Source organism: Gordonia metallireducens (assembly GCF_021245825.1).
In the GTDB taxonomy this organism is placed as follows: domain Bacteria; phylum Actinomycetota; class Actinomycetes; order Mycobacteriales; family Mycobacteriaceae; genus Gordonia; species Gordonia namibiensis.
Window position 1 is genome coordinate 30,795 of record NZ_JAJQJP010000034.1, and the last position, 20,959, is coordinate 51,753.

Consider the following 20,959-nt stretch of genomic DNA (forward strand, 5'->3'; position numbering starts at 1 on the left):
ATTCGTTCGGCGCGTGCGCATTACACGCGGACGGATCGCGCGGACGGGTGGGTGGTGGGATGGGCCCCGGGGTGGGGCCCATCCCTACCGTGTCGTGCTCGCTTACGCGGCGCCCGGGATGAGCGCGAGCGCTGCCGGGAGCGGGGTGATGAATCCGCCGGTGGCGGGTTCGGTCTTCTTGTCGGCGACGACGTTGAACAGCAGCATCTCGGTGGTGCAGTTCGGGCTCGTCGGCTTACCGCAGTTGAGCTTCGGGCCGATGAAGGACTGGTAGTCCTTGACCGCCTTCAGCGCCCCGAGGATGCTCGGGCCGGTGTACTCGGTGAGCTCGGCATTGCCGACGGTGGTGGCGAAGTCGGCGAGGATCGAGAAGGTGCCGTAGGCGTAGAAGCCGGCGGTGCCGTTCTGGTCGTCGATGAACTTCTGTGCAATCTCCAGGTTGCCCTTGACCTCGGCCGGCGTGGAGTCGAGCGCGGGCGTCTGCCAGAACGGCGAGTACGTCTGCGCGCCGACGGCCTGCTGGCCGAGGGTGTCGATGAAGTCGGTGCAGGCGGCCAGGAAGATGGTGCCCTCGAACTTCACCGAGCGCAGCGACTGGGCGAGCTTGGTGCAGACGTTGTCGTTGGGGGCGGTCATGAGACCGGCCGCGTCGGGGCTACCCTCGGCGAGCTGGCTGGCCAGCTGCGTGAAGTTGGGCCCGGCGGGCGGGTAGTACACCGACTTGACCTCGATGCCGAGCTGCGCGCCGAGCGGCTTCATGAGGCCGTCGAAGACCTGATGTGCCTGCGGCAGATCGGCGTTCGCGAGAGTCAGTGAGCTCTTGCCGTCGGCCTTCAGCTGCTGCATGAAGCCGACGAGGAACGCGGCCGGCGGCGGTCCGAAGTACACGCGGTTGTCCGCCGAGGCGCCGGTGATGGTGCTGAACGGGATCTGGCCGACCAGCGGGATCTTCGCGGCGGTCAGGATCGGCACGGCGGCAGCCGATTCGGCGTTGAAACCGTCGATCGCGGCGACCACGCCGGCCTCGACGAACTGGTTGGCACACGACACCGTCGACTCGGGTGCGGTCTGGTCGATGCCGCAGTCGACGATCTCGATGGGACGGCCGTTGATGCCGCCGATCTGATTGTTGATGTAGTCCAGGGCCGCTTGCTTGCCGGTGGTGACACCGGGCTGGGTGGCCGGGCCCTTGGAGGGATTGAACAATCCGACCTTGATGGCTTCGCCGGAGGCCTTGGTGCCGCTGGAGTCCGCGGCGGAGCCGTCCGATCCGGCGTCGTCGCTGCTACACGACACGACGGAGAATATGCACGCGGCGGCCACGGCGACCGCCGCGAGCCGTCCGGCTCTTCGAGAGTTCGACAAACGCATGTTTCGACTGCCTTTCCCGATGGTCTCCGGGCACGACGAAGCAGCCCGGAAGCAGGCATGACGACATCGCCCCGGCGGGGCTTGAAGGTGAGTGAGTTCGTTAACCCAGTCGTCGGACTGGGTCCGAGAGTCGGCACCGTCCGCCCTGTTCACGGCGGTGAGTCCACTTCCGGTGTGATGTGGACCACCCGAAAATTAGCGACATTCTTACGCAGGTGTCAAGCTGTTCGGGCAAACTGGACACACTCTGATCCGGTTCGGCGCGACGAGATGTCTGCGTGGTGAGTTCGCAACGCGCAGTGGGACAAACGATTCAGTAAAGGAAAGAGGGACGCGTCGTCAGTGAACGGTGACGTGGCCGTCGGCGTCGACGGTCACCCGGGCTGTGTAAGCCCGGACGAGGTCGAGCCGCTGCCAGGAGGCGCGGCCCGGGCGCTGATCGTCGAGCGGGTAGCCGGCGGGATGTGCTGTCGCGACGAGGATCTGGCGACGCTGCGCATCGGACAGTGACGGGAAGGCGGGGGCGATCATGTCGACGGCCTGCTGCGGGACCACCATTCGATGTGTGGGAGAGGAGACCCGGTCGAAGCCGTAGGTGAGGCGCTCGGTGTAGATGCGCTTCGCCTCGTCGTCGGTGAGATACGGGGTGTCCTGCTCGATGCAGGCGGACAACGGGGCGCCGCAACGCCATTCGAGCTCACGACGGATCTCGGCGGCGGAAGCGCGGAGCAACCGGTTGAACTCCGGGTCGTTCCACCGGTCGGCGGCCGCCGCCTGACCGACCATCGCTCCGCCGATCACGTCGAGCGGGTAGTGCACGCCGAGCACCACGCGGTGATAACCGCCTTCGGAAGCGCGCGTGAGGAACTGAGGGGCGAACTCGGGGAGCATCAGGGCGAGAAGGGTTCCGCGCCAGAAGAACATGCCCGCGTGCCCGGACGGGAACGACGGGTTCATTCCGAGTGCGTCGTACTCGTTCGCGCCGGCGCGGGTGTACTTCCGGATTCGCTTGGGGGCGACGACGAACGGGCGGTCGTTGTCGAAGACGTACTTCTCGACCAGCGTCGTGTTGGCGATGCCGCCACCGCGGGCCAGGTAGTCGCTGAAGATCGACGTCGTCTTGGGCAGTCGGCCGGCGGCCAGGGCGTCGCGGAAGTGGCGGCCGAGTTTCTGTCCGAACGCGTCGGACATCGTCACGAGCGGATCGTCGTGGGCGTCGGTGAGTGCGCGTCGCTGCAGGGCGGGGTCATCGGCCGCGGCCTGGTTGATGGCCACGACCTTGTCGAGGTTCTGCGCCATGATCTCGGGGTGGTTCCGGCGTAGTGCACTGAACGTCTCGATGGGCTGCAGATAGATGCCGCCGGGGAACGAGGAGATGTCCGACGGGTAGAGCCGCGCGAGGTCGCCGATCGGGAACGGCGACGGAGCGGGCTTCGCGGGGGCGGCCTGCGTCGGGGCCACCAGTGCGGCGGTTGCTGCGACGGCGGCAGCGGTCGCGATGACGGGCGCGAACAGCCGCACGAGGGTCCGCCGGCGCGGGTGGGGTGCGGAGGTCGTGCGGGGCCGGGCGACGCTGTCCGAGGTCACCTCACGATCGTAGATGTTGTTTCGCCGGACGAACGGGGAGGGACGCGGCGGCGCCCCTCCCCGACTCTCGATGAGCGGCGAGGGGCGCCCGGTCCGACCATCGGGCTCGACTACCGGGCGGCGGGATTCTCCGGGACGTCCGGGAACTCGGGCCGGCCGGCCGACAGCCAGGCATCGAGCTCGGCGACGGCCGCGGCCTGCGGATCGGCGATGCTCCCGGCCCGCAGGCGGGCCGAGTAACTCTTCATCAGCCGGAGTGCGCCGGGTTCACCGGCCACCAGGGAGTCGCAGAGACCGCGGGCCTCGGTGTCCAGGTCGGCCTCCGGCACGACGCGGCTGACGAGACCGATTGCCAGGGCCTCCGAGGCCGAGACGTCCCGCCCCGTGTAGATGAGGTCCGCGGTGGCGCGAGGTCCGATGAGAGGTGGCAGGTACTCGGCGACGACCAGCGGGGCGAGACCGTGGCGCACCTCGTCGAACCCGAGGGTGGCCGTGTCGGCGGCGATGGACAGATCGGACTGCACCGAGATCCCGCTGCCGAACCCGAGGGCGCGGCCACGGATCACGGAGACGCTGACGCCGGGGAACCCGCGCAACAACGCGTTGGCCTCGAGGATCAGGCCCAGCGACTTCGCCTTGGTGACACCGGGAACCTTCTCCTGCTGATCGCGTCCGACGGTGAAGTCGTCACCCTCGGCCCGGATGACCAGCAGCAGCGACCGATTGCTGTGAGCAGCACGCAGCCCTTCGATGAACTGCTGCATCGCACCGTAGGTGAGCGCGTTGGCACGCTCCGGGTTGGCGAGTGTGACTGTCGTGACCGGGCCGTCGTGTTCGGCCCGGACCAGCACCGGTTCGGTGGACGAGACGGCGGTCATCGCGCGGCCACCGCCTCTCGCGGGTTGCTGACGATCGGGTCGGGGATACGCAGGCCTCGGGCCTCGAGGATCGGGAGCACGGCTTCGGCGAAGAAGTCGAGTTCCGGACCGTAGTCGTAGAAGCCCAGCTGCGCACCGTCGATGCCGGCCTCGTGCAACCCCTCGAGCTGGTCCGCCACATCGGTGGGACTGCCGATGATCTGGACGTGTCCACCCAGGACGCGATCGGACGGCACGTGTTTGGGCCATCCCTGCGCGTCACCCGCGCGGTGCCGCGCGTCGTAGTTGACGATCGACGCGGTGTCGGCGCGAGCCGTGATCGCATCGCGGTAGGCGTAGGCCTCTTCGCGGGTCTCCTTGCAGATGACCATCGGGAAGATGATCGTCTTGTGCTGCCTACCGGTCCGGTCGTAGGCCTCGTCGATCTCCTTGGTGATCGTCGGGATCGACTGCATCGCATCGGCATACGGCGCCCCCGACCGGCTCGAGGTGAAGACGATGTCGGAATGGTCGGCGGCGTAGGCGAAACCTGCCGCCGACGCGCTGGCCGACACCATGATCGGGCGTCCGTGGGCCGGACGCGGCGACACGTAGGCGCTCTCGAGGTCGTACCACCTGCCGTGGAAGGTCAGGTCCTCTTCGCCGGCCCACAGGTCTTCCATGATCGAGGCGAATTCGTCTGCGCGGGCATATCGTTCGTCGTGCTCGATGCGCTGCATGCCGAACATGAGCGGTTCGCGGGCGTCGTAACCGGTCACGATGTTGAGGCCGAACCGTCCCTGCGCGATGTGATCGGCGGTGGCGGCGAAACGGGCCAGGTACAGCGGATGCAGGGACCCGTACAGCACGTGGACCGTCGAGATCGTGACCAGTCGCGTCGTCAGCGGGGCGAGTGCGATGGTCGAGATGAACGGGTCCAGGAAGTTCTCCCGATAGTTCGTCTCTCCGCCGAATCCGCCCTTCTTCACCCACTGTTGGAGGCCGAAGGCGAAGTCGAGGCCGTGTGCTTCGGCTTTCAGCGTGAGTTCACGGTTGTAATCGAAATCCCAGCGGGTGTCGCGGGGGTATGTCGACTGGGAGAAAGCCCCGGTCTGCGTGGGGAGGAACAGTCCCAGCATCATCGGCTGTCGAGCGATCCGCGACAGCGGGCTCGTCGGGTCCTCCAGTGGTGACGGCGGCCGGTGCAGTGCCGCGGTGTCCGATGAACCCGTCATCGCTGGGCTCCTTCCTTGACGTCGCCTTCTTCGGTATCGGCGATGGCGACCGGTGCGGGCAGGCTGGTTCCACGGGTCTCCGGTCCCAGGAACAGGGCCACGATCACGCCGAGACCGTAACCAGCGCAGCCGATCACGATGGCTGCGTCGGAGATCGAGCCGAACGCGGTGATCAGCGACGCGCTGATGAGTGCCCCGATGGCCGCGGGGAAACGGGCCAGGTTGAACACCAGGGTCATACCGGTGGCGCGCACGTTGGTGGGGAACAGTTCGCTCGGGTACAGCGCCAGCCAGGTCATCTGGCCGAGGGTGAAGAAGCCGTTCACCGCGGCCCAGAAGATCAGCGTGCCCTTGCTGTCGGGGAGCAGGAACATGCACGGGGTCAGCGCGACGGACGCGACGAAGAAGGTGAAGATCACCGGCTTGCGACCGATCAGGTCGGCGAGCCATCCGTTGACGAGGTATCCCACGACGCCGGCCGCGTTGTAGGCGAGAACGACCAGGGTGACGGCGCTCGGAACGTCATCGGTGGTGCCGACGAGGATGCTGCGGGCGTAGGCGGGAATCCAGGTGGAGACGGCCCACCAGCCGATCATCGAGGCGAGGGCGCCGAGGGTGAGCATCAGAACCCGACGACGGTAGACGGGATGGGAGAACACCTGGCTGATGGACGGCTTCAGGAACTCGGCGGCCTTCGCGCTGCTGACGCTGCCCGAGGACACGGCCTCGGTCAGTGCCCGACGCTGCTGGTCGACCTTGACCCACAACGGGGAGTCGGAGGCGAGACGACGGATGTAGAGGACCAGGAGCGCGGGGAGGACGCCGAGGGCGTACATCCAGCGCCAGTCGCCGGGGTTGCCCTGGTTGACGAGCTGCCAGACGCCGGTGGCGATGAGGAAGCCGATGCCGAAGCCGCTCTGCAGGAATGCGAGTCGGAGGCCTCGACGGCGGGGAGGTGCGGTCTCGGCGACCAGTGAACTGCCGCCGCCCCACTCGGCGCCCATGCCGAGACCGGTGAGGAAGCGCAGCACCAGGAGGACGCCGTAGCTGGGTGCCAGTGCGGTGAGTCCGGCGCAGATCGCGTACCAGAGGATCGAGACGATCATGACCTTGCGACGACCGAAACGGTCGGCGAGCACGCCGGATGCGAGACCGCCGATCGCCCACGACAGCAGGGTGATCGCGAGGATGGCACCGACGTAGTACGGCGAGGCGTCCTTGCCGACGAGGTCGTTGACGACGAACGACGCCACGAGCACGGTCGCGAACGTCTCGTAACCGTCGAACATCCAGCCGAGGTACGCGCCGGCGAAAGCATGGCGCCTGCCGTTGCGCTGCTCCGGGGTTTCGGTGTTCGGGGGTGTGAGCGTGTGGGTCACGAGGACAGGCCTTTCGCGAGGGCACCGGTGGTAGCCGGCACCGCGAGTGGGGACGGGAGGTCGAACGAGTCGAGTTGTTGCGCGAGGAGTTCGATGTCCGCTTCGGGCATCGGGCCGAAAGGTGCTGCGGGGCCGCCCAGATCGTGGCCGAGGACGCCCATCGCGGCCTTCATGGTGGTGGTCAGTCCGTACTTGGCCCACCGGCTGGGGAACAGTCGGAAGTGGCGTTGCCACCGAGCAGCATGCTCGTGATCACCGTCGCGGAGCGCGCCGACGACCTGTGCGCCGATCAGCGTGCCGGGCGGCGGCATCATCGCTCCCGAACCGCCGAGCAGAAGCGTCGTCAGCAGCGGCTGCATCGTGGTGAAGTAGCGGGCGTGGCCGGCCGAGTCGATCTCGGCGCACAGCCGCCCGATCTTGGTCAGGTCGCGCGAGCTCTCCTTGAACCCGACCACGCCGTCGATCAGCGAGAGCTCGACCATGGTCGCGGCATCGGTGTCGGTACCCTGAGATGGGTTGTGGTAGGCCACGATCGGGAGCGGCGACGACGCCGCGATCCGTTCGAAGAAGGCCACCAGATCGCCCACCCGCGCCGGGTTGCCACCTGGGTGCCGGGGCATGAGGACCTGGATGAAGTCGGCGCCGGCGTCCGCCGCGGACTCGGCGAGCCGCAGGACCTCGGCGACATCGGGTGAGGAGGCGCCGGCCAGAACCGGAACACGTCCGTCGACGGTGTCGATGGCGGTCCGGAGCGTTGCGACCCGGTCGGCCTCGCCGAGGATCTGGTACTCGGACACCTCGGCACCCAGGAGCGACACCGCGTCGCAGTGCTCGACCATGAAGTCCAGCAGCGGATCGAGGCGCGCACGGTCGACGCGGTTGTCCTCGGTGAAGGGGGTCAGCGCGGCACCGATGACGCCGGTCGGGAGGGACTTCGACGCCATCAGTGTGCCCCGGCCGACACCGGCAGCTCGACGGGCTCACCGACGCCGGCCCGGTTGACCGCGTGGGCCGCGACGTCGTCGTCCTGGGCGGAGTTGCCACCGCTGATCCCGATGCCGCCGATCACGTTGCCGTCGACGATGATCGGGATGCCGCCGGCGATGACGTTGAAGTGGCCGCCGTTGGTCTGGTTGATGCCCCACGCCGGCCCGTCCGGCTGGGACACCTTGCCGTAGAACGACGTGTGGTTGCGGGCGCCGGCCGCGGTGAAGGCCTTGTCGATCGCGATGGAGACGCTGGTGATCTTCGCGGTGTCCATGCGGTCGAACGCGACCAGATAGCCGCTCTCGTCGACGACGGCGATGCACATCGGCACGCCGATCTCTCGTGAGCGTTCGGTGGCCGCGGCGATCAGCGACCTCGCCTCGGCGAGGTCGATACGGGAAATCTGCAGCACGGGTTCTCCTTCGGGTGTTGGGGGTCGGGGGTGGGGTTGTGCGGAATGAGCGGCGTCGTGTCAGGACACGGGCTGCACGGTCGGGCAGAGTCCGAGGTCCTCTCGGAACGTGGTGCCCTGGTATTCGGTTCGGAAGACGCCGCGATCCTGGAGGCGGGGGACCACGTGATCGACGAAGTCGTCGAGGCCGTCGGGCAGGACGTCGATCATGAGGTTGAAACCGTCGACGGCACCGTTGCGGTACCAGTCGGTGATCAGGTCGGCGACATCGTCGGGTGTCCCGACGACCTGGGCGTGCCCACCACCGTTGCGGTACAGCACCTCTCGGACGGTGAGGTTCTCCTCGACGGCCAGCCGGACGACGGCGTCGCGGAATCCGTGCGAGGCGTTGAACGAGGGGTTCGCGCGGATGAGGTCGACCGGAAGTGGTTTGTCGAGGGCCAGTGCGTCGACGGGCACTCCGACCCGGAGAGCGAGTTTGCGGAGCTCGGCGTCGGCGCTCAGCTCGTCGAGGGCGAGTTTGCGGTCGCGCGCGTCCTCCCGGGTTCGTCCGATGACGGGAACGAGACCCGGCAGGACCTTCACCGAGTCCGGATGACGGCCGAAACCCTCTGCTCGACGACGGATGTCGGCGCGGAATTCCGACGCCGACGATCGGGTGTTCTGGACGGTGAACACGGCGTCGGCGGTGCGCGCCGCCAGTCGCCGTCCGGTTTCGGACGCCCCGGCCTGGAACACCACCGGCCGGCCCTGCCGGGTCCGGGGGAGGGTGAGCGGTCCTCGGACCGTGAAGTGTTGTCCGACATGGTCGATGGGCTGAACCTGCTCCCGATCGGCGAACACCCCGGTGGTTTTGTCGCCGATCAGAGCATCCTCACCCCAGCTGTGCCACAGGGCGGTGATGACGTCCATCGCCTCCTCGGCCCGGGCGTACCTGTTGTCGTGCTGGGGCAGGTCGCTCGCGCCGAAGTTCGCGGCGACGTCGGGCACGAAGGTCGTGACGACGTTGAACCCGGCCCGGCCACCGCTGAGATGATCGAGAGCTGAGAACCTGCGAGCGAGATTGAACGGCTCGTTGAACGTGGTCGACGACGTAGCCACGAGTCCGAGGCGGGCGGTGACCGATGCCAGTGCGGAGAGGACCACGATGGGGTCGAGGGCGCCGAGGTTGGGCCGTTCGAGGTTCTCCTCCGACAGCGCGAGCGTGTCGGCGAGGAACAGTCCGTGCAGGACGCCGCGCTCCGCCGATCTGGCGATGTGTTGGTAGAAGTCGAGGTCGAGGTAGTCCGAGGCCTCGCCCGTCCGGTACCGCCAGGCACCGAGGTGCATCCCGACGCCCATCGCGGTGGTGATGAGGATCAGGGAGCTCTCGGGTGTGCGATGCTCACGCGGCGTGTTCACGTGGCTGTCTCCTCTGACATCGGGCGATTCGGCGGGCGGGGGTGGGAAGTGGCTGGTAGATCGCTCGTCAACATGTGTCTACGGATGTCGACAGCCGTATTCATACGGCGTTACCATCGCCTGCGACAAGACTTCCGCGCAGCGTGAGCTTTTGTCGGCCGGGAACTTCGTGAAGACGAGGTGCATCCGGTAGAAGCAGTGAACGACGAGGTCGACAGACCGCCCCGGCGGTGAGATGTCGCAGATGACACCATTGCCACGACCATCGCCATAGGAGGGCATGTGCCACGAGAAGTTCTCGAGCCGGCGCCGGGTTCGGCCGCCGGCGAGTCGAACGCCGATGCGGCGGGTGCGCGTGGTGCTCTGTATCAGGTGATCCGACAGGAGATCCTCGCCGGCAACCCGCCCCCGGGTGGCGCACTGCAGGAAGTCGCGCTCAGCAACCGGCACGGTGTCTCTCGCGCGCCGGTACGCGACGCCCTGTTGCGGCTCGAGGCGGAAGGTCTCGTCGAACGCGGCCCGCGCGGCGCGGTGGTCAGGGTTCGTACGCCCGAAGAGATCTATGACATCTACCAGGTGCGTATCGCCCTCGAGGCCGAGGCCGTGGAATCGGCGATCCGGCATGCGACCGAGCTCGACTTCGCGAGGCTGACGCTCGTCCACGAGAATGCCGTCGCCGAAGCCGACCACGACCGTGCACGGCAGCTGCACCGGCGTTGGCATCGCGTCCTCGCCGCCGCCTCACGCAACGACACCATCTGTGAGGTGTTGGAGCGCTTGACCTCTCAGCTCGCAACCTACGAGACCCAGTCGCTGGCCGAGACCGGGAACCTGTCCCACAGTCACGACGAGCATCTCCAGATCATCGACGCGATGCGGGCACGCGATGTCGCCGCGGCGCGCGATCTGATCACACGTCACCTGCAGCGGACGCGAGATGTTCGCGTCAAGGCCTTGCTGCACGTCGAGGACGAGTCCGAGGCCGCTTCGGCTGACTAGTGCGACTCGCCGGGGCCGCCGGGATCAGCAGGACGGGCTACCCGGGAACGCCGGCACGCCGAGACCGCAGCCGACCGCGGTCACCGCGCGGATTCGGGCCTCGGGATTGCGCCGCTCGAGCGCGGGAATCAGGCCGTTGGTAATCACCGTGGTCTTCGCTGCCGGGCTCGTGGCTGCCGGGTCCAGCACCCCGCGCTCACGGGCGAAGTTCACCAGCTCGTCGTAGACCATCGAGAGGGCTGCCTCGGTGGTGCGGTCCTCCGCAGCGAGATCGTGGAAGTCCACGCCGGTCTCGTATTCGTGGCGCACCGCGTGCGGTCCCTGATTGCAGGCGCGATCGACCAGGTCGATGTCGAAGGCGCGGTGGCGCGGCGTCGGTGGGGTCATCGTGGCCCGGTCGGTGCACGTATGGTGCGAGATCCGGTCGCCGAGTGCGTGGATGTAGATGCCGATACGCGCGTTGGCCGACTGCTTACCGACGTAGGAGTCGAATCGCTCCGAGGTCACCCCGTCGGTGATGACCTGGCGGCCGGTCACGTTCTGGAAGGGGAGCGTGACCGGATAGGCGACGCTGTACTGGCCGGTGATCTGGGCCGGGTTACGACCGCCGTAACACGTTGTTCCGGTGGAAAAGTCGCCGCGTGCGGTCCGGTCGGTGAAACCGCCTGTGCACAGGGGTGCATCGCTGCCGGGGCCTTCCATGGCCCAGCGCCGGATGTGGGTGAGCATCACTTCCTGCCGCGGATCGTTCACGTCGGGTCGCAACCCGTTCGGTACCGGCGATCGAGGATCACGCATCGTCGGCAGCACGTGGAAGAGGAACCCGCCGGTGTTGAAGTGAGTGCGCACGAGGCCGCTGATGTCCTTGGTGGTCAACGCGGCTGCGTTCGGGACCTTGTTGCTGCGCATGTCACGGGGCGCGAAGGTACCGAGGTCGGTGGCCTCGCTGTAGGCGGCGATCCAATAGGCGTCCTGCAGCGAGAAGCCCACCTTGCGCGCCATGATGTACGTCGAATCGGTATGCACCAGACTGCGTCCGCCGAGCGGTTGCTGCAGCGTGTAGCCGTAACGGATGGCGCCACGGATGCCGCACAACGGATCGTCGCCGTTGTTCGGCGGGCAGGCGAACGGCAACGGTGCGCAGTTGTGGGGTGGTGCCCCTGGCGTATAACAGATGTCCTCGGCGAAACCCCGGGCCGTCGGCGGTGAGGCCGCGATCAACGACGTCGCGGCGAGGGCGAGCGTCAGCGCCGCGACCGCGAGAGTGCGTGGCCAGAGCCTGATCTGGAGGCGTCGGGTGAGTCGCATGCTGATCCCTCCTGCACGGATCAGCTCATCGTAGGTCGGGTTATGCCCGTGCACTGCGGCTTTCGGAAAGTGCATCGAAAGGCGTCACGAAAATGCGCCCCTCAGAACCGCCCCCAAAATGCGCCCTCCACAGGTGGACCGGTGACATAGTGTCGTCGGAACCGCTCTGGAGGGTGCTTACCGGGGGCGCATTTCAGGGGCGCATTGCGGGGGCGCATTGCAGCTGCGGCCGGGGGTCAGTCGAGCGGAAGCCCCTGCTCGAGAAGGTCGATGGCGCGCAGGGTCGTCTCGATCTGCAGATCCACCGGGTTGTCGTCGCCTTCGGTCGCGAGCCGGAAGGTCACCCCGGCCACCGCGTCGAGGAACACCCCGAGGGCGAAGTCGTCGGCGTCGCGGCCGAGGTAGTCGGCGATGAGTTGCCGCATCCCGGTCATCATCCGCTCGGACTCGACCTGAAAGGTCTTCTGCAGCAGGGGTTCCGACCGGATCAGTTGCATCCGAAGCGGATTGCCGACCCACGGGTCGTCGACGGTGAGGCGGTGGAGTTCGGTGAACAGCCGCCGGATGAGGTCGAAGTGGCCGAGCCCGGGCGGCATCGATTCGACGATGGCGCGCGCCTCGGACTCGAAGTGTTCTCCACCGACCACCACCTGTTCCTTGGTGGGGAAGTAGCGGAAGAAGGTCGTGTGGGAGACGCCGGCGGTCTCGGCGATCTGCTCGACGGTCGTCTTCGCGTAGCCCTGTTCGGCGATGAGGTGCAGGGCTGCCTCGCGGATGGCGTTGCGGGTGCGCATCTTCTGTTGCTCGCGCAACCCGGGCCGACGCCCCGGGCGGTTGCCCGGGGCGTCGGTGGTGGGTGATGCCGTGGACACGGTCAGCTCGCCGGTACCGGCGTCTTCTTGTCGTCGGGGTCCGGGAGTCCGCGGTGGCGGACTGCTTCGCCCTCGATGTCGAAGTTGATGACGAGCTTGTCGAGCCAGCGCGGCAGGGTCCAGGCGCGGTCGCCGAGAAGTGCGATGACGGCCGGGACGACCAGCATGCGGATCACGAAGGCGTCGAACAGGACTGCCGAGGCGAGGGCGAAGCCCATCATCTTGGCCGTCGTCTCCGGCGACAACATGAACGCGGCGAAGACGCTGATCATGATGATCGCCGCGGAGGTCACCACGCGGGCGCCGTGCCGGTAACCCGCGACGATGGCCTCCTTGGCGGTCATGCCGTGGATGTACTCCTCGCGCATTCGGGTCACCAGGAACACCTGGTAGTCCATCGCCAGGCCGAAGACCACGCCGATCAGGAAGATCGGCAGGAACGAGATGATCGGCTGGGTGTTCGTGATGATCCCGAGCCAGCCCTCCTGGAAGATCGCGACGGTGATGCCGAAGGTCGCGAGCACGGAGAAGATGAAGCCGACCGTGCCGATCAGGGGCACCCACAGGGAGCGGAAGACGCCGATCATGATCAGGAACGCGAGTCCGACGACGACGATCAGGTAGGGGATCAGGGCGTCGTCGAGCTTCTGCGAGAGGTCCGACATGATCGCGGTCTGGCCGCCGACATGCAGTTCGGCGCCTTCCTTCTCGACGGTCGGCGAGTACGCGCGGATGTTCTCCATCAGCGTGTGCGTCGCCTCGGACGAGGGTGCGCTCTTCGGTGTCACGGTGATGAGCGCGGTGTCGCCGTTCTGTCCGCCCTCGTTACCGATCCAGGTGAGGGCCTCGGGGTTGACGACGTCCTTCAGGCCGGCGATGTGCTTGACGGCCTCGTTCGCGACGGGTGCGATCGGGGCGTCGTCGTCGTGCAGGACGACGAGCAGCGGGCCGTTGATGCCCTCACCGAATCCCTTGCTCAGCAACGCCAGTGCGGGTGCCTCGTCCTCGGTCGACAGCGACAGGCCCAGTTCCATCTTGGTGGCCGGGATGGCCGCCGCGGCGAGTGCGAGCAGGCCGATGATGATGAACGGGATCGGTGCCTTGACGACGGTGCGGCCCAGGCGAACACCCAGGGTGTCACCGTCCTCGGACTGCTCGGCGTGCTTGATCCACGGGATCCTCGGGCGGAAGGCGAAGCGGCCGAACGCACCGAGAAGGGCGGGGATGAGTGTCAGTGCGGCAGAGACTGCGATGAAGACCGCGACGGCGGCACCGGCGCCCATCTGGGTGATGATCGGGATGCCGATGACCACGAGGGCGACGACCGCGATGATGACCGTGAGGCCGGCGAACACGACCGCGGATCCGGCCGTGCCGACCGCGCGGCCGGCGGCATCGGCCGCATCACCACCCCGGTTCAGTTCGGCCCGGAACCGGGACACGATGAACAGCGCATAGTCGATGGACACCGCGATGCCGAGCATCGTCACGATGGCGGTCGCCGACTGGTTGATCGAGAGCAGTTCCGCCGACAGCGTCAGCAGCATGATGGTGATCGCGACGCCGACGATGGCGGTGACCAGCGGGATGAACGCGGCGATCAGGGCGCCGAAGGCGACGATCATGACCACGAAGGCGATGGCGAAGCCGATCAGCTCGGCGGCGCCGCCCTGATCCATCACCTGCATCAGGGCGCCGGTGGCTTCGACCTGCAGGCCGTTGCCGCGATTCTCGTCGAGGATCTTGACGAGCTCTTCCTTGTTCTCGGTCGTCAGGTCCATGACCGTGATGTTCTGTCGGACCTGGATGAGGCCGACGCGACCGTTGTCACCGAGGACCGACGGGGCGATCGCCGGGTCGACGGCAGCGGCCACGACCGGGTTCACCACGGTTTCCGGCGCGATGACGTCGGGCAGCGTGCGCAGATCCTCGGCCAGCTTGTTGATCTGGTCGGTGTGGTTCTGCAGGCCGTCGCTCGCGGCCACGAGGATGCTCGTGGAGGCGCGCTCCTGCTCCTTCATGACCTGCGGGAAGTACTCCTGGACCTGCTCGGTCGCGGTGCCGGAGTCGGTTCCGGGGAGGCTGAAGTCCTGGGCGAATTTCGGCTGGAGGACGCCGACGAGCGAGACGACCGCGATCATCGCGGCCAGCCAGGCCGCGATCACGGCCCATTTGTGCCGGAAGGAGAAACTCCCCAGCCTGAACAGAAGCGACGCCATGGCGTGTGAACCCTTTCGGTTTTACGAGCGCAGGGCCGGCGTCGGCGCCGACCGTTGGTGCGACATGCGACGGTCGCGCCACATGTGTTAGTGACTAACACTAGTTACTGAGTACCACTTTTGCACTGGCCCCCGATTCCGGCGCGATGACAAGCGTGACCTGCGCGCTTCCGTTAGTCACGCGAATCAGGGCGAATTCTGTGACGAACTTTCGCAAATCGGACACCGAAATGCGATGCCGGTCACAAGCGGGGTGTTCGTGTGAAGTGGTGGGTCGGCAGTGTGAACCGGTCAGCGCACCGGGACCGGGGTTGCCGCACCGACCAGGGCGACGATGTGGAGTCCGCCCGGGTTGGTCTGGAGCGGGACCTCTTTCCAGTTGTTCGTCGTCCAGACATTGCCCGCAGGGTCGACGATGATGCCGGTGCTGCGCGCCAGCCCGTCGAAGAAGTAGCCGGTCACGTCCGGGGAGATGGCGTCGCCGGTGCGCTTGCCGGGCGGGCAGGTGGCGGCGTTCGCGCCGCAGAACTTCGAGACGCGCTTGCCGGCGAAGTTGCCGACCCAGACGTTGCCGTCGCCGTCGGTGGTGATGCCCCACGGGATCGTGATGCCGCCACCGCGCAGCGGTCCGACGAGGGTCTTGCCCGTCGGGCCGAGAGCGGACACGGAACCGAATGATCCCGTACCGGTGGGACGGTCGGGGCACGGCAGGGTGATGACCCCGGAGTTCGCGATCCACACGTTGCCGCGGGCATCGGTGGCCAGGCCCAGCGGGTTGTCGACGTGGGGTCCGGTGATGGGGGTGCGCAGCGGTCGCCCGGAGCGATCCAGCATCGCGATCGAACTGCTCTGCAGGCCGCTGACGAACAGGGCCCGGCCGTTGTCGACGAGATGGAAGGGCTGCTTCACGTCGACCTTGATGTTGCGGGCGCGACTCGGGTCGCCGTCGGGGAAGACGGTCAATGAGTTGGTGGCGCAGTTGGTGGTCCACACCGATCCGGTGCGGTCGGTGGTCATGCCCTGCGGCCAGCTGATCGATCCCTGCGTGAATCCGGCTGGCGGCGAGAGGACTTCACCCTGTGCGCTGAACTTCGACATCGAGTTGTGCGGCGGCTGGCGGTCGGCGGGGCAGCCCGGTTCCGGTGCGGCGAAGCCGTAGTTGCTGACCCAGATGTCGCCGGAGTGGTCCCGGGTGATGCCGTAACCGGCGCCGCTGAGGCCGCCGCCGGTGATGGGGCGTCCGTCGACGAGTTTGCCGTCGGGCCCGAAGCGGAAGAGATACTTGCTGCCGCACACGGGGGTTCGCGGATCGGCGTTGTACTCGTAGTTCGCGTTCACCCAGATGTCGCCGCCCTCGCCGATGACGAAGTTGCCCGGGCCGGCGAGTAGTCCACCGCCGCCGTCGAATCGGAGCGCCAGTGTCCAGGCGGCGGGAGGGAGCGGAAGCGCGCCCGGTCGAGTGGGTCTGCGTAGCGCGACACCGAACAACCCGGCGGGGTTGTGCTCCGGGCTCTTCGCCATGTTGGCCATCGCCTCGACCATGTTCGACGGCCGGCCGCTCAGCGGGGTCGTCGTTGCGGATCGTAGGGCGGCGCATCCCTCGGCCGACGACGTGCAGGCGGCGAGCGCATTGGACAGCGTGAGGAAGGCGGCCTGGGTCGACGTCTGTGCGCCGTTCGGTGCGGAGGCGAGGGTGGAACCGATCCGGCCACTGGTCGGGTCGGCGAGATTGCCCGCCATCGACGCCGCATTACGCACCCCTGGTGCCCGTCCGCTGATGCGAGTGCCGTCGACGAACTGTGCCATCGCGTAACCCGTTGCGACGGTGGTCAGCTCGTTCACGGTCAGACGTGCGGGCATGGTCGGGGAGATCGTGGCGAGGGTCGTGAACGAATTCGGTTGCCCCGCCGGGGTGGCCGTCACGTAGAAGGCCTCGCCCGCGCCGGGCTGTGCGGTGGGTCGGAGAGTGAAGTGACCGGATCGGTCCGACCGCGCGACCCCCGCACTGCGCGCCGTCGACGAGTCGGTCCCGGTGATCCAGGCGCGCACATCCCATGCCCGTGCGGCACCGTCTGCGCCCACCGCGCCGGAGACCGACGGGGTCGGGGCCGCGGGTGTGGCACCGGCTCCGGAGAAACACAGGGGTCCGACGAGGCCGATGGCGGCGGCCGCTGCGATCGCCATCCGACGGTGGTGGTTTCGACGCTGCACCTCTGGCTCCTCACGCGGGATCACCCTGGGTGGGTTCGCTGGGAGGATAACGAAGAAGTGTCGGTGAAGTTCGCGAAACGGTCACACCGGGGATTCACGTCCATGGCGTCGGTGGAATTCCCGGCGCCGGTGGGCATTGCGGGGGCCGCGTTGGTGTGTGACGGTGGAACGCGGGATGACAACGGCGACCGAAAGATTCTCATGCGCTTGACCGCTCGCACGTCGATGATCACTGTTGTTGTGGCACTGATGCTTTCCGTGGGCGCTGTCGCCACTGCCTCGGCGGAACCTGCGGTGAGGCCTGCGGCCGCGCCGATGCTGAGCTTCGACATCCCGGCGCTCAACGGCCTGCAGTTGCCGCCGGACGTCGCCGGCGGAACCCTGTCACCGGTCCGGGTGGTCGCGAAACCTGCGCCGAGGACGCTGCAGTATCCGCCCCCGCCGGCCGCGGTCGAGTTCGCGGTGCCCGCTCCTGCGAAGTTCGACTATCCCTACGGGTACCGGTTCCTGTCGGTGTCGTGGCGAAACCTCGCCACGGGTAAGACCGGGGTCGTCCGGCTACGACACTGGCAGAAACCCGACTACCCGACGACGAGCGACTTCGCCCGGCTTCCGACGTCGGCGGTCGCCCCGACCGGGTCTGGCCCGGTGATCGCGACGGTCCGCATCATGCAGGACAGGGCGGCAGGTATCCAGGCGACCGAGGTCATCCCCGGCGTAAACGTGCTGTCGGTTCCCTGACCGGAGTGGGGCTGCCCTGGCCTCAATCAGGCCTCGGGGTTCTCGGCTTCCTCACGGTCCCGACGACGATCCTCGTGGAGGGACTTGACGCGTCGTTCCTCGCGGCGGACCTCCACCTGCGTGGCGCGCTCGGCGGCGAGCCACTCGGGCATCTCGGCGAGCAGGTCGTTGATCTGCGCGGTGGTCAGCGCCTCAGTGATCCCGTTGCGGACCAGCGCCGAGTTGGAGACACCGAGCTTGGCCGCGACCAGGTTCTTCGGATGCGGTCCCTCGGCGCGGAGGGTCTTCAGCCACTCCGGCGGATCGGCCTGCAGGGCGGCGAGCTCGGCGCGCGTGATCGAACCCTCGCGGAACTCCGCGGGGGTCGCCGGCAGGTACACGTCCAGCTTCTTGGCGGCGGTGGCCGGTTTCATCGACTGCGAACTCATTACCCCAGGGTATCGGGCGGTAGCCTTTGGTCGTGACCACACCCGACCGGGCAGGCGAATCCGGGGCTCCGACGTTCCGACTGGCATACGTCCCCGGCGTGACCCCCGGCAAATGGGTTCGCATCTGGTCGGAGCGGCAACCTGACATCCGGTTGGAGCTCGTCGCCCTCGAGGTCGCCGACTGCGCGGCCGCCGTCGCCCAGGGAAACGTTCAGATGGCGATCACGCGTCTGCCCGACGCTCTGCGGCACGGCGAGGCCGGTCCGCACCACACGATCGAACTGTACGAGGAGACCACCGTCGTCGTGGTCCCCAAGGATCACGTACTCACTGCGGGTGACGAGCTGACCCTCGCCGACCTCGCCGACGAGCAGTTCCTGTGGCCGCTCGACGAGCCGGTCGCCGGCTTCTTCGCTGCCGGCCGCCCCGGCACCGCCGTCGAGCACCGTCCGGAAACCACCGGCGACGCAATCGAACTCGTCGCCACCGGCATCGGGGTCCTTCTGGTGCCCCAGTCGCTGGCGCGGTTGCACCATCGCAAGGATCTCGTCTACCGCCCGGTCACCGACGCGCCGACCGGCACCGTCGGCCTGCTGTGGCCGGCCCCGACCACCGAACTCGCCGACGAGTTCATCGGGATCGTGCGCGGCCGCAAGGCGACATCGTCGAGGGGACAGTCCGAACCTGCGCCGAAACGGTCGGCCAAGGAGAAGGCCGCCGCGAAGCGTGCCGCGCGCGAAGCCGCGGGCAAGGTCCCGGGGAAGAGCGGTCGTAAGAAGCCCGGGGTGCGTCCGAAGCGGCGGTGACCGTTCCGGGCGTCTCCATGCGAGGAGTACGTCGTGGGTGCGGGACGCGTCGGCACCGCCGGTAGGGGGTCGCACATCGTGTCGGCCGGCGACACGGTTCGCGACCTCTGCGGCGAGAGAATCTCGGCTGTCGACGGGCGATTGGCGACTGACGGATCTCATACCAGGGATGGAGTACCCGCCCGTACTTTTGCGCGATGTGGCCGTCGGTCGCGCCCTCCTAGCGTTGGGGCATGCGCCTTCGCCCGGTTGTTCTGGTCCTCTGCGCCTTCGTGGTGTTCCTGTCCGGATGTCTGATCGCCTCATCGGGAACGGATGGGAGGGAACGGCGCCTGGACGCCGTCCGCGCCGACCTCGTCTCGCTGGTTGACACCGGGGCCGTCGGCGCGGTCGCCACACTCGGTGAGGACGGTGACGACGTCGTCGTGGCAGCGGGCTTCGTTGATCGCGATGAGGGAACGGCCATCCCCGACGACGAGCCGCAGCACGTTCGGGTGGGCAGCGTGACCAAGACCTTCACCGCGGCAATCGTGCTGCAGTTGGTCGGCGAGGGGCGGGTCGCCCTCGACCGGTCCATCGACACCTATCTGCCGGGGCTCATCGTCGGCGACGGTGTCGACGGCCGGGAGATCTCGGTGCGCCAGATTCTGGGACATCGCAGCGGTCTTCCCGAGATCACCGGCCGCCCAGGGGAGAACGAGCACACCGCGGCGCTCGAGGGTTACACCTACACGCCGACGCAGGAGATGGAGATCGCGCTTCGCGATCCGGCGCAGTTCCCGCCGGGCGCTCGATTCCAGTACACCAACACGAACTACCTGGTCGCGGGAATGCTGATCGAGGCCGTCACCGGACGCGAATACCGTGACGAGCTCGACGACCGGATTCTCGAACCGCTGGCGCTGCGGGACACCTACATGCCGAGGACCGGCGAAACCGGGCTTCGTGCACCGTATCTCGTCGGGTACGCGGCGGACGGTGGCGAGATCATCGACGTGACAGCGATGGAACCGTCGCTGCCATGGACGTCGGGCTCGCTGGTCAGCACGGGCGCGGACTTGAATCGATTCTATGCAGCGCTGGTCGCCGGAGAGGTGCTGCCCCTGGAACAGTTACGTCAGATGCTCGACGGCGTCGACATGGGGAACGACGACGGCATGTCCTACGGTCTCGGGGTCGGGTACACCGAGTTGCCCTGCGGCGCGCGGTTCGTCGGACACACCGGCAATGTGGTCGGCTTCACCACGATCACCGGTGCGACGTCCGACGGGCGCGCCGTGACCATCTCGCACACGGGTGAGTCAGCCGAACTCGAGATCGGTCCGGCGCTCACCCGTGCATTGTGCGATTGACCTACGTGCTCAGGCTGCGCGCCACTCCGGGGTGCGTTCCGGTGAGGCTTCCTTGAGCGCCGTGAGCGTGTCGTCGACGCCGAAGTCCTTGCCGTAGACGGGCGTTCCCGGCTGCTGACGCCACGACTCGGCGAGCGGTCCGGCGTCGACCGGGTCGAAACCGAGCTCGTCGACGATGGCGAACACGATCGTCTTGCCGTCCGGATCGTCGCCCGCGATCGGCAGTGCGATCCGACCCTCGGCGCCGTCCGGGAGACCCTTCTTGAGCAGGTGCTTCCAGTAGATCCCGTTGAACACCTTGTACACGGGCACACCGAGCTGCTCGGACACCCACACGCTCTCGGGAGTGCCGTTCTCGATGGCCTCGATCTTCCCGTCGCGCTGCTGCGGGTAGTAGTTGTTGGTCTCGATGACCGGTGCGCCCGGTTTGCGGGCGTCGAGGATGCCCGGGGCCAGGTCAGGTGTGTTCTTCTGCGGAATGGACACGATGACGAGATCGGCGTCCTCGGCTGCGTCCTTCGCCCACACGGCTGTAGCACCGGTTTCCTCGGCCAGGTCCGCAAGTGTCTCGGGCGCGCGCGAATTCGACACGCGGACCTCATGTCCCAGCTCGGTGAGTCGACGAGTCAGCGTTCCGCCGATGAATCCTGCTCCGATGATCCCGATCTTCATGCTGTACCTCTTCCGACGATGTCGTTGACTCTTCGCGCAACGGTCGCCGGGGTGGGTGCATTCCCCGGGCCGGGGTTTGTGTGATCCGGGGATCAACAGGGGTGACGCAGTGTGTACGCCGA

The 20,959-nt window shown here is 67.5% G+C and carries 18 protein-coding genes; 4 read left to right on the top strand and 14 right to left on the bottom strand.

The features are described from left to right. Positions 1-102 precede the first annotated feature (102 nt). The 8 genes from LQD00_RS13675 to LQD00_RS13710 form a co-directional block, all read right to left on the bottom strand. Entirely contained in the window at positions 103-1,371 is a 1,269-nt protein-coding gene (locus LQD00_RS13675) for an ABC transporter substrate-binding protein (RefSeq protein ID WP_232717741.1), read from the bottom strand. A gap of 339 nt (positions 1,372-1,710) precedes the next feature. Continuing rightward, positions 1,711-2,892 (bottom strand): phosphatase PAP2 family protein, encoded by a 1,182-nt coding sequence (locus LQD00_RS13680; protein ID WP_406567028.1) that lies wholly within the window; start codon positions 2,890-2,892, stop codon positions 1,711-1,713. 176 nt (positions 2,893-3,068) lie between these two features. Further along, positions 3,069-3,836, bottom strand: coding sequence for an enoyl-CoA hydratase/isomerase family protein (locus tag LQD00_RS13685; RefSeq protein WP_232717742.1), 768 nt, complete (start codon positions 3,834-3,836; stop codon positions 3,069-3,071). Then, positions 3,833-5,050 (bottom strand): LLM class flavin-dependent oxidoreductase, encoded by a 1,218-nt coding sequence (locus LQD00_RS13690; RefSeq protein ID WP_232717743.1) that lies wholly within the window; start codon positions 5,048-5,050, stop codon positions 3,833-3,835. The genes LQD00_RS13685 and LQD00_RS13690 overlap by 4 nt, the downstream gene beginning before the upstream one ends. Next, positions 5,047-6,429: an MFS transporter gene (locus LQD00_RS13695; protein WP_232717744.1), complete on the bottom strand. Its 1,383-nt coding sequence runs from the start codon at positions 6,427-6,429 to the stop codon at positions 5,047-5,049. The genes LQD00_RS13690 and LQD00_RS13695 overlap by 4 nt, the downstream gene beginning before the upstream one ends. Continuing rightward, positions 6,426-7,373: a dihydrodipicolinate synthase family protein gene (locus LQD00_RS13700; RefSeq protein WP_232717745.1), complete on the bottom strand. Its 948-nt coding sequence runs from the start codon at positions 7,371-7,373 to the stop codon at positions 6,426-6,428. The genes LQD00_RS13695 and LQD00_RS13700 overlap by 4 nt, the downstream gene beginning before the upstream one ends. Beyond that, positions 7,373-7,828: a GlcG/HbpS family heme-binding protein gene (locus LQD00_RS13705; protein ID WP_232717746.1), complete on the bottom strand. Its 456-nt coding sequence runs from the start codon at positions 7,826-7,828 to the stop codon at positions 7,373-7,375. The genes LQD00_RS13700 and LQD00_RS13705 overlap by 1 nt, the downstream gene beginning before the upstream one ends. Positions 7,829-7,888: 60 nt before the next feature. Next, the gene (locus LQD00_RS13710) at positions 7,889-9,229 is read right to left on the bottom strand and encodes an LLM class flavin-dependent oxidoreductase (RefSeq protein ID WP_232717747.1); all 1,341 of its coding nucleotides are present in this window, start codon (positions 9,227-9,229) and stop codon (positions 7,889-7,891) included. Positions 9,230-9,511: 282 nt separating this feature from the next. Here LQD00_RS13710 and LQD00_RS13715 point away from each other — a divergent pair, with 282 nt between their 5' ends. After that, positions 9,512-10,228 (top strand): GntR family transcriptional regulator, encoded by a 717-nt coding sequence (locus LQD00_RS13715; RefSeq protein ID WP_232717748.1) that lies wholly within the window; start codon positions 9,512-9,514, stop codon positions 10,226-10,228. Positions 10,229-10,252: 24 nt separating this feature from the next. On the opposite strand, the gene LQD00_RS13720 is transcribed toward LQD00_RS13715, so the two are convergent. The 4 genes from LQD00_RS13720 to LQD00_RS13735 form a co-directional block, all read right to left on the bottom strand. Continuing rightward, a complete protein-coding gene (locus LQD00_RS13720) occupies positions 10,253-11,536 on the bottom strand; it encodes a hypothetical protein (RefSeq protein WP_232717749.1) in 1,284 nt (427 codons plus the stop codon). A gap of 236 nt (positions 11,537-11,772) precedes the next feature. Continuing rightward, positions 11,773-12,408: a TetR family transcriptional regulator gene (locus tag LQD00_RS13725; RefSeq protein WP_232717750.1), complete on the bottom strand. Its 636-nt coding sequence runs from the start codon at positions 12,406-12,408 to the stop codon at positions 11,773-11,775. A 2-nt stretch (positions 12,409-12,410) separates the two neighbouring features. After that, on the bottom strand, positions 12,411-14,627 hold the full coding sequence (locus LQD00_RS13730) for an MMPL family transporter (RefSeq protein WP_232717751.1): 2,217 nt from the start codon (positions 14,625-14,627) through the stop codon (positions 12,411-12,413). 291 nt (positions 14,628-14,918) lie between these two features. Beyond that, positions 14,919-16,838, bottom strand: a complete 1,920-nt coding sequence (locus LQD00_RS13735) for a Vgb family protein (RefSeq protein ID WP_232717752.1) — start codon at positions 16,836-16,838, stop codon at positions 14,919-14,921. 294 nt (positions 16,839-17,132) lie between these two features. Between LQD00_RS13735 and LQD00_RS13740 the strand changes: the two genes are divergently transcribed. Continuing rightward, on the top strand, positions 17,133-17,579 hold the full coding sequence (locus tag LQD00_RS13740; RefSeq protein WP_232717753.1) for a hypothetical protein: 447 nt from the start codon (positions 17,133-17,135) through the stop codon (positions 17,577-17,579). Positions 17,580-17,605: 26 nt separating this feature from the next. Here LQD00_RS13740 and LQD00_RS13745 read toward each other — a convergent pair whose 3' ends face one another. Next, positions 17,606-17,992 carry a DUF5997 family protein gene (locus LQD00_RS13745; RefSeq protein ID WP_006868883.1) on the bottom strand — a complete coding sequence of 129 codons (387 nt, stop codon included), beginning with the start codon at positions 17,990-17,992 and terminating at the stop codon, positions 17,606-17,608. Positions 17,993-18,033: 41 nt separating this feature from the next. Between LQD00_RS13745 and LQD00_RS13750 the strand changes: the two genes are divergently transcribed. Continuing rightward, positions 18,034-18,813: a LysR family transcriptional regulator substrate-binding protein gene (locus tag LQD00_RS13750; RefSeq protein WP_232717754.1), complete on the top strand. Its 780-nt coding sequence runs from the start codon at positions 18,034-18,036 to the stop codon at positions 18,811-18,813. Positions 18,814-19,046: 233 nt separating this feature from the next. Further along, positions 19,047-20,165: a serine hydrolase domain-containing protein gene (locus LQD00_RS13755; RefSeq protein ID WP_232717755.1), complete on the top strand. Its 1,119-nt coding sequence runs from the start codon at positions 19,047-19,049 to the stop codon at positions 20,163-20,165. A gap of 9 nt (positions 20,166-20,174) precedes the next feature. On the opposite strand, the gene LQD00_RS13760 is transcribed toward LQD00_RS13755, so the two are convergent. After that, positions 20,175-20,933, bottom strand: a complete 759-nt coding sequence (locus LQD00_RS13760) for an NADPH-dependent F420 reductase (RefSeq protein ID WP_269784993.1) — start codon at positions 20,931-20,933, stop codon at positions 20,175-20,177. Positions 20,934-20,959: the final 26 nt, after the last annotated feature.

Bases quoted from the DNA above. Each gene is read 5' to 3' on its own strand.
- LQD00_RS13675 (WP_232717741.1), bottom strand. From the start codon at position 1,371: ATGCGTTTGTCGAACTCTCGAAGAGCCGGACGGCTCGCGGCGGTCGCC.
- LQD00_RS13685 (WP_232717742.1), bottom strand. From the start codon at position 3,836: ATGACCGCCGTCTCGTCCACCGAACCGGTGCTGGTCCGGGCCGAACAC.
- LQD00_RS13690 (WP_232717743.1), bottom strand. From the start codon at position 5,050: ATGACGGGTTCATCGGACACCGCGGCACTGCACCGGCCGCCGTCACCA.
- LQD00_RS13700 (WP_232717745.1), bottom strand. From the start codon at position 7,373: ATGGCGTCGAAGTCCCTCCCGACCGGCGTCATCGGTGCCGCGCTGACC.
- LQD00_RS13720 (WP_232717749.1), bottom strand. From the start codon at position 11,536: ATGCGACTCACCCGACGCCTCCAGATCAGGCTCTGGCCACGCACTCTC.
- LQD00_RS13730 (WP_232717751.1), bottom strand. From the start codon at position 14,627: ATGGCGTCGCTTCTGTTCAGGCTGGGGAGTTTCTCCTTCCGGCACAAA.
- LQD00_RS13745 (WP_006868883.1), bottom strand. From the start codon at position 17,992: ATGAAACCGGCCACCGCCGCCAAGAAGCTGGACGTGTACCTGCCGGCG.
- LQD00_RS13755 (WP_232717755.1), top strand. From the start codon at position 19,047: ATGCGCCTTCGCCCGGTTGTTCTGGTCCTCTGCGCCTTCGTGGTGTTC.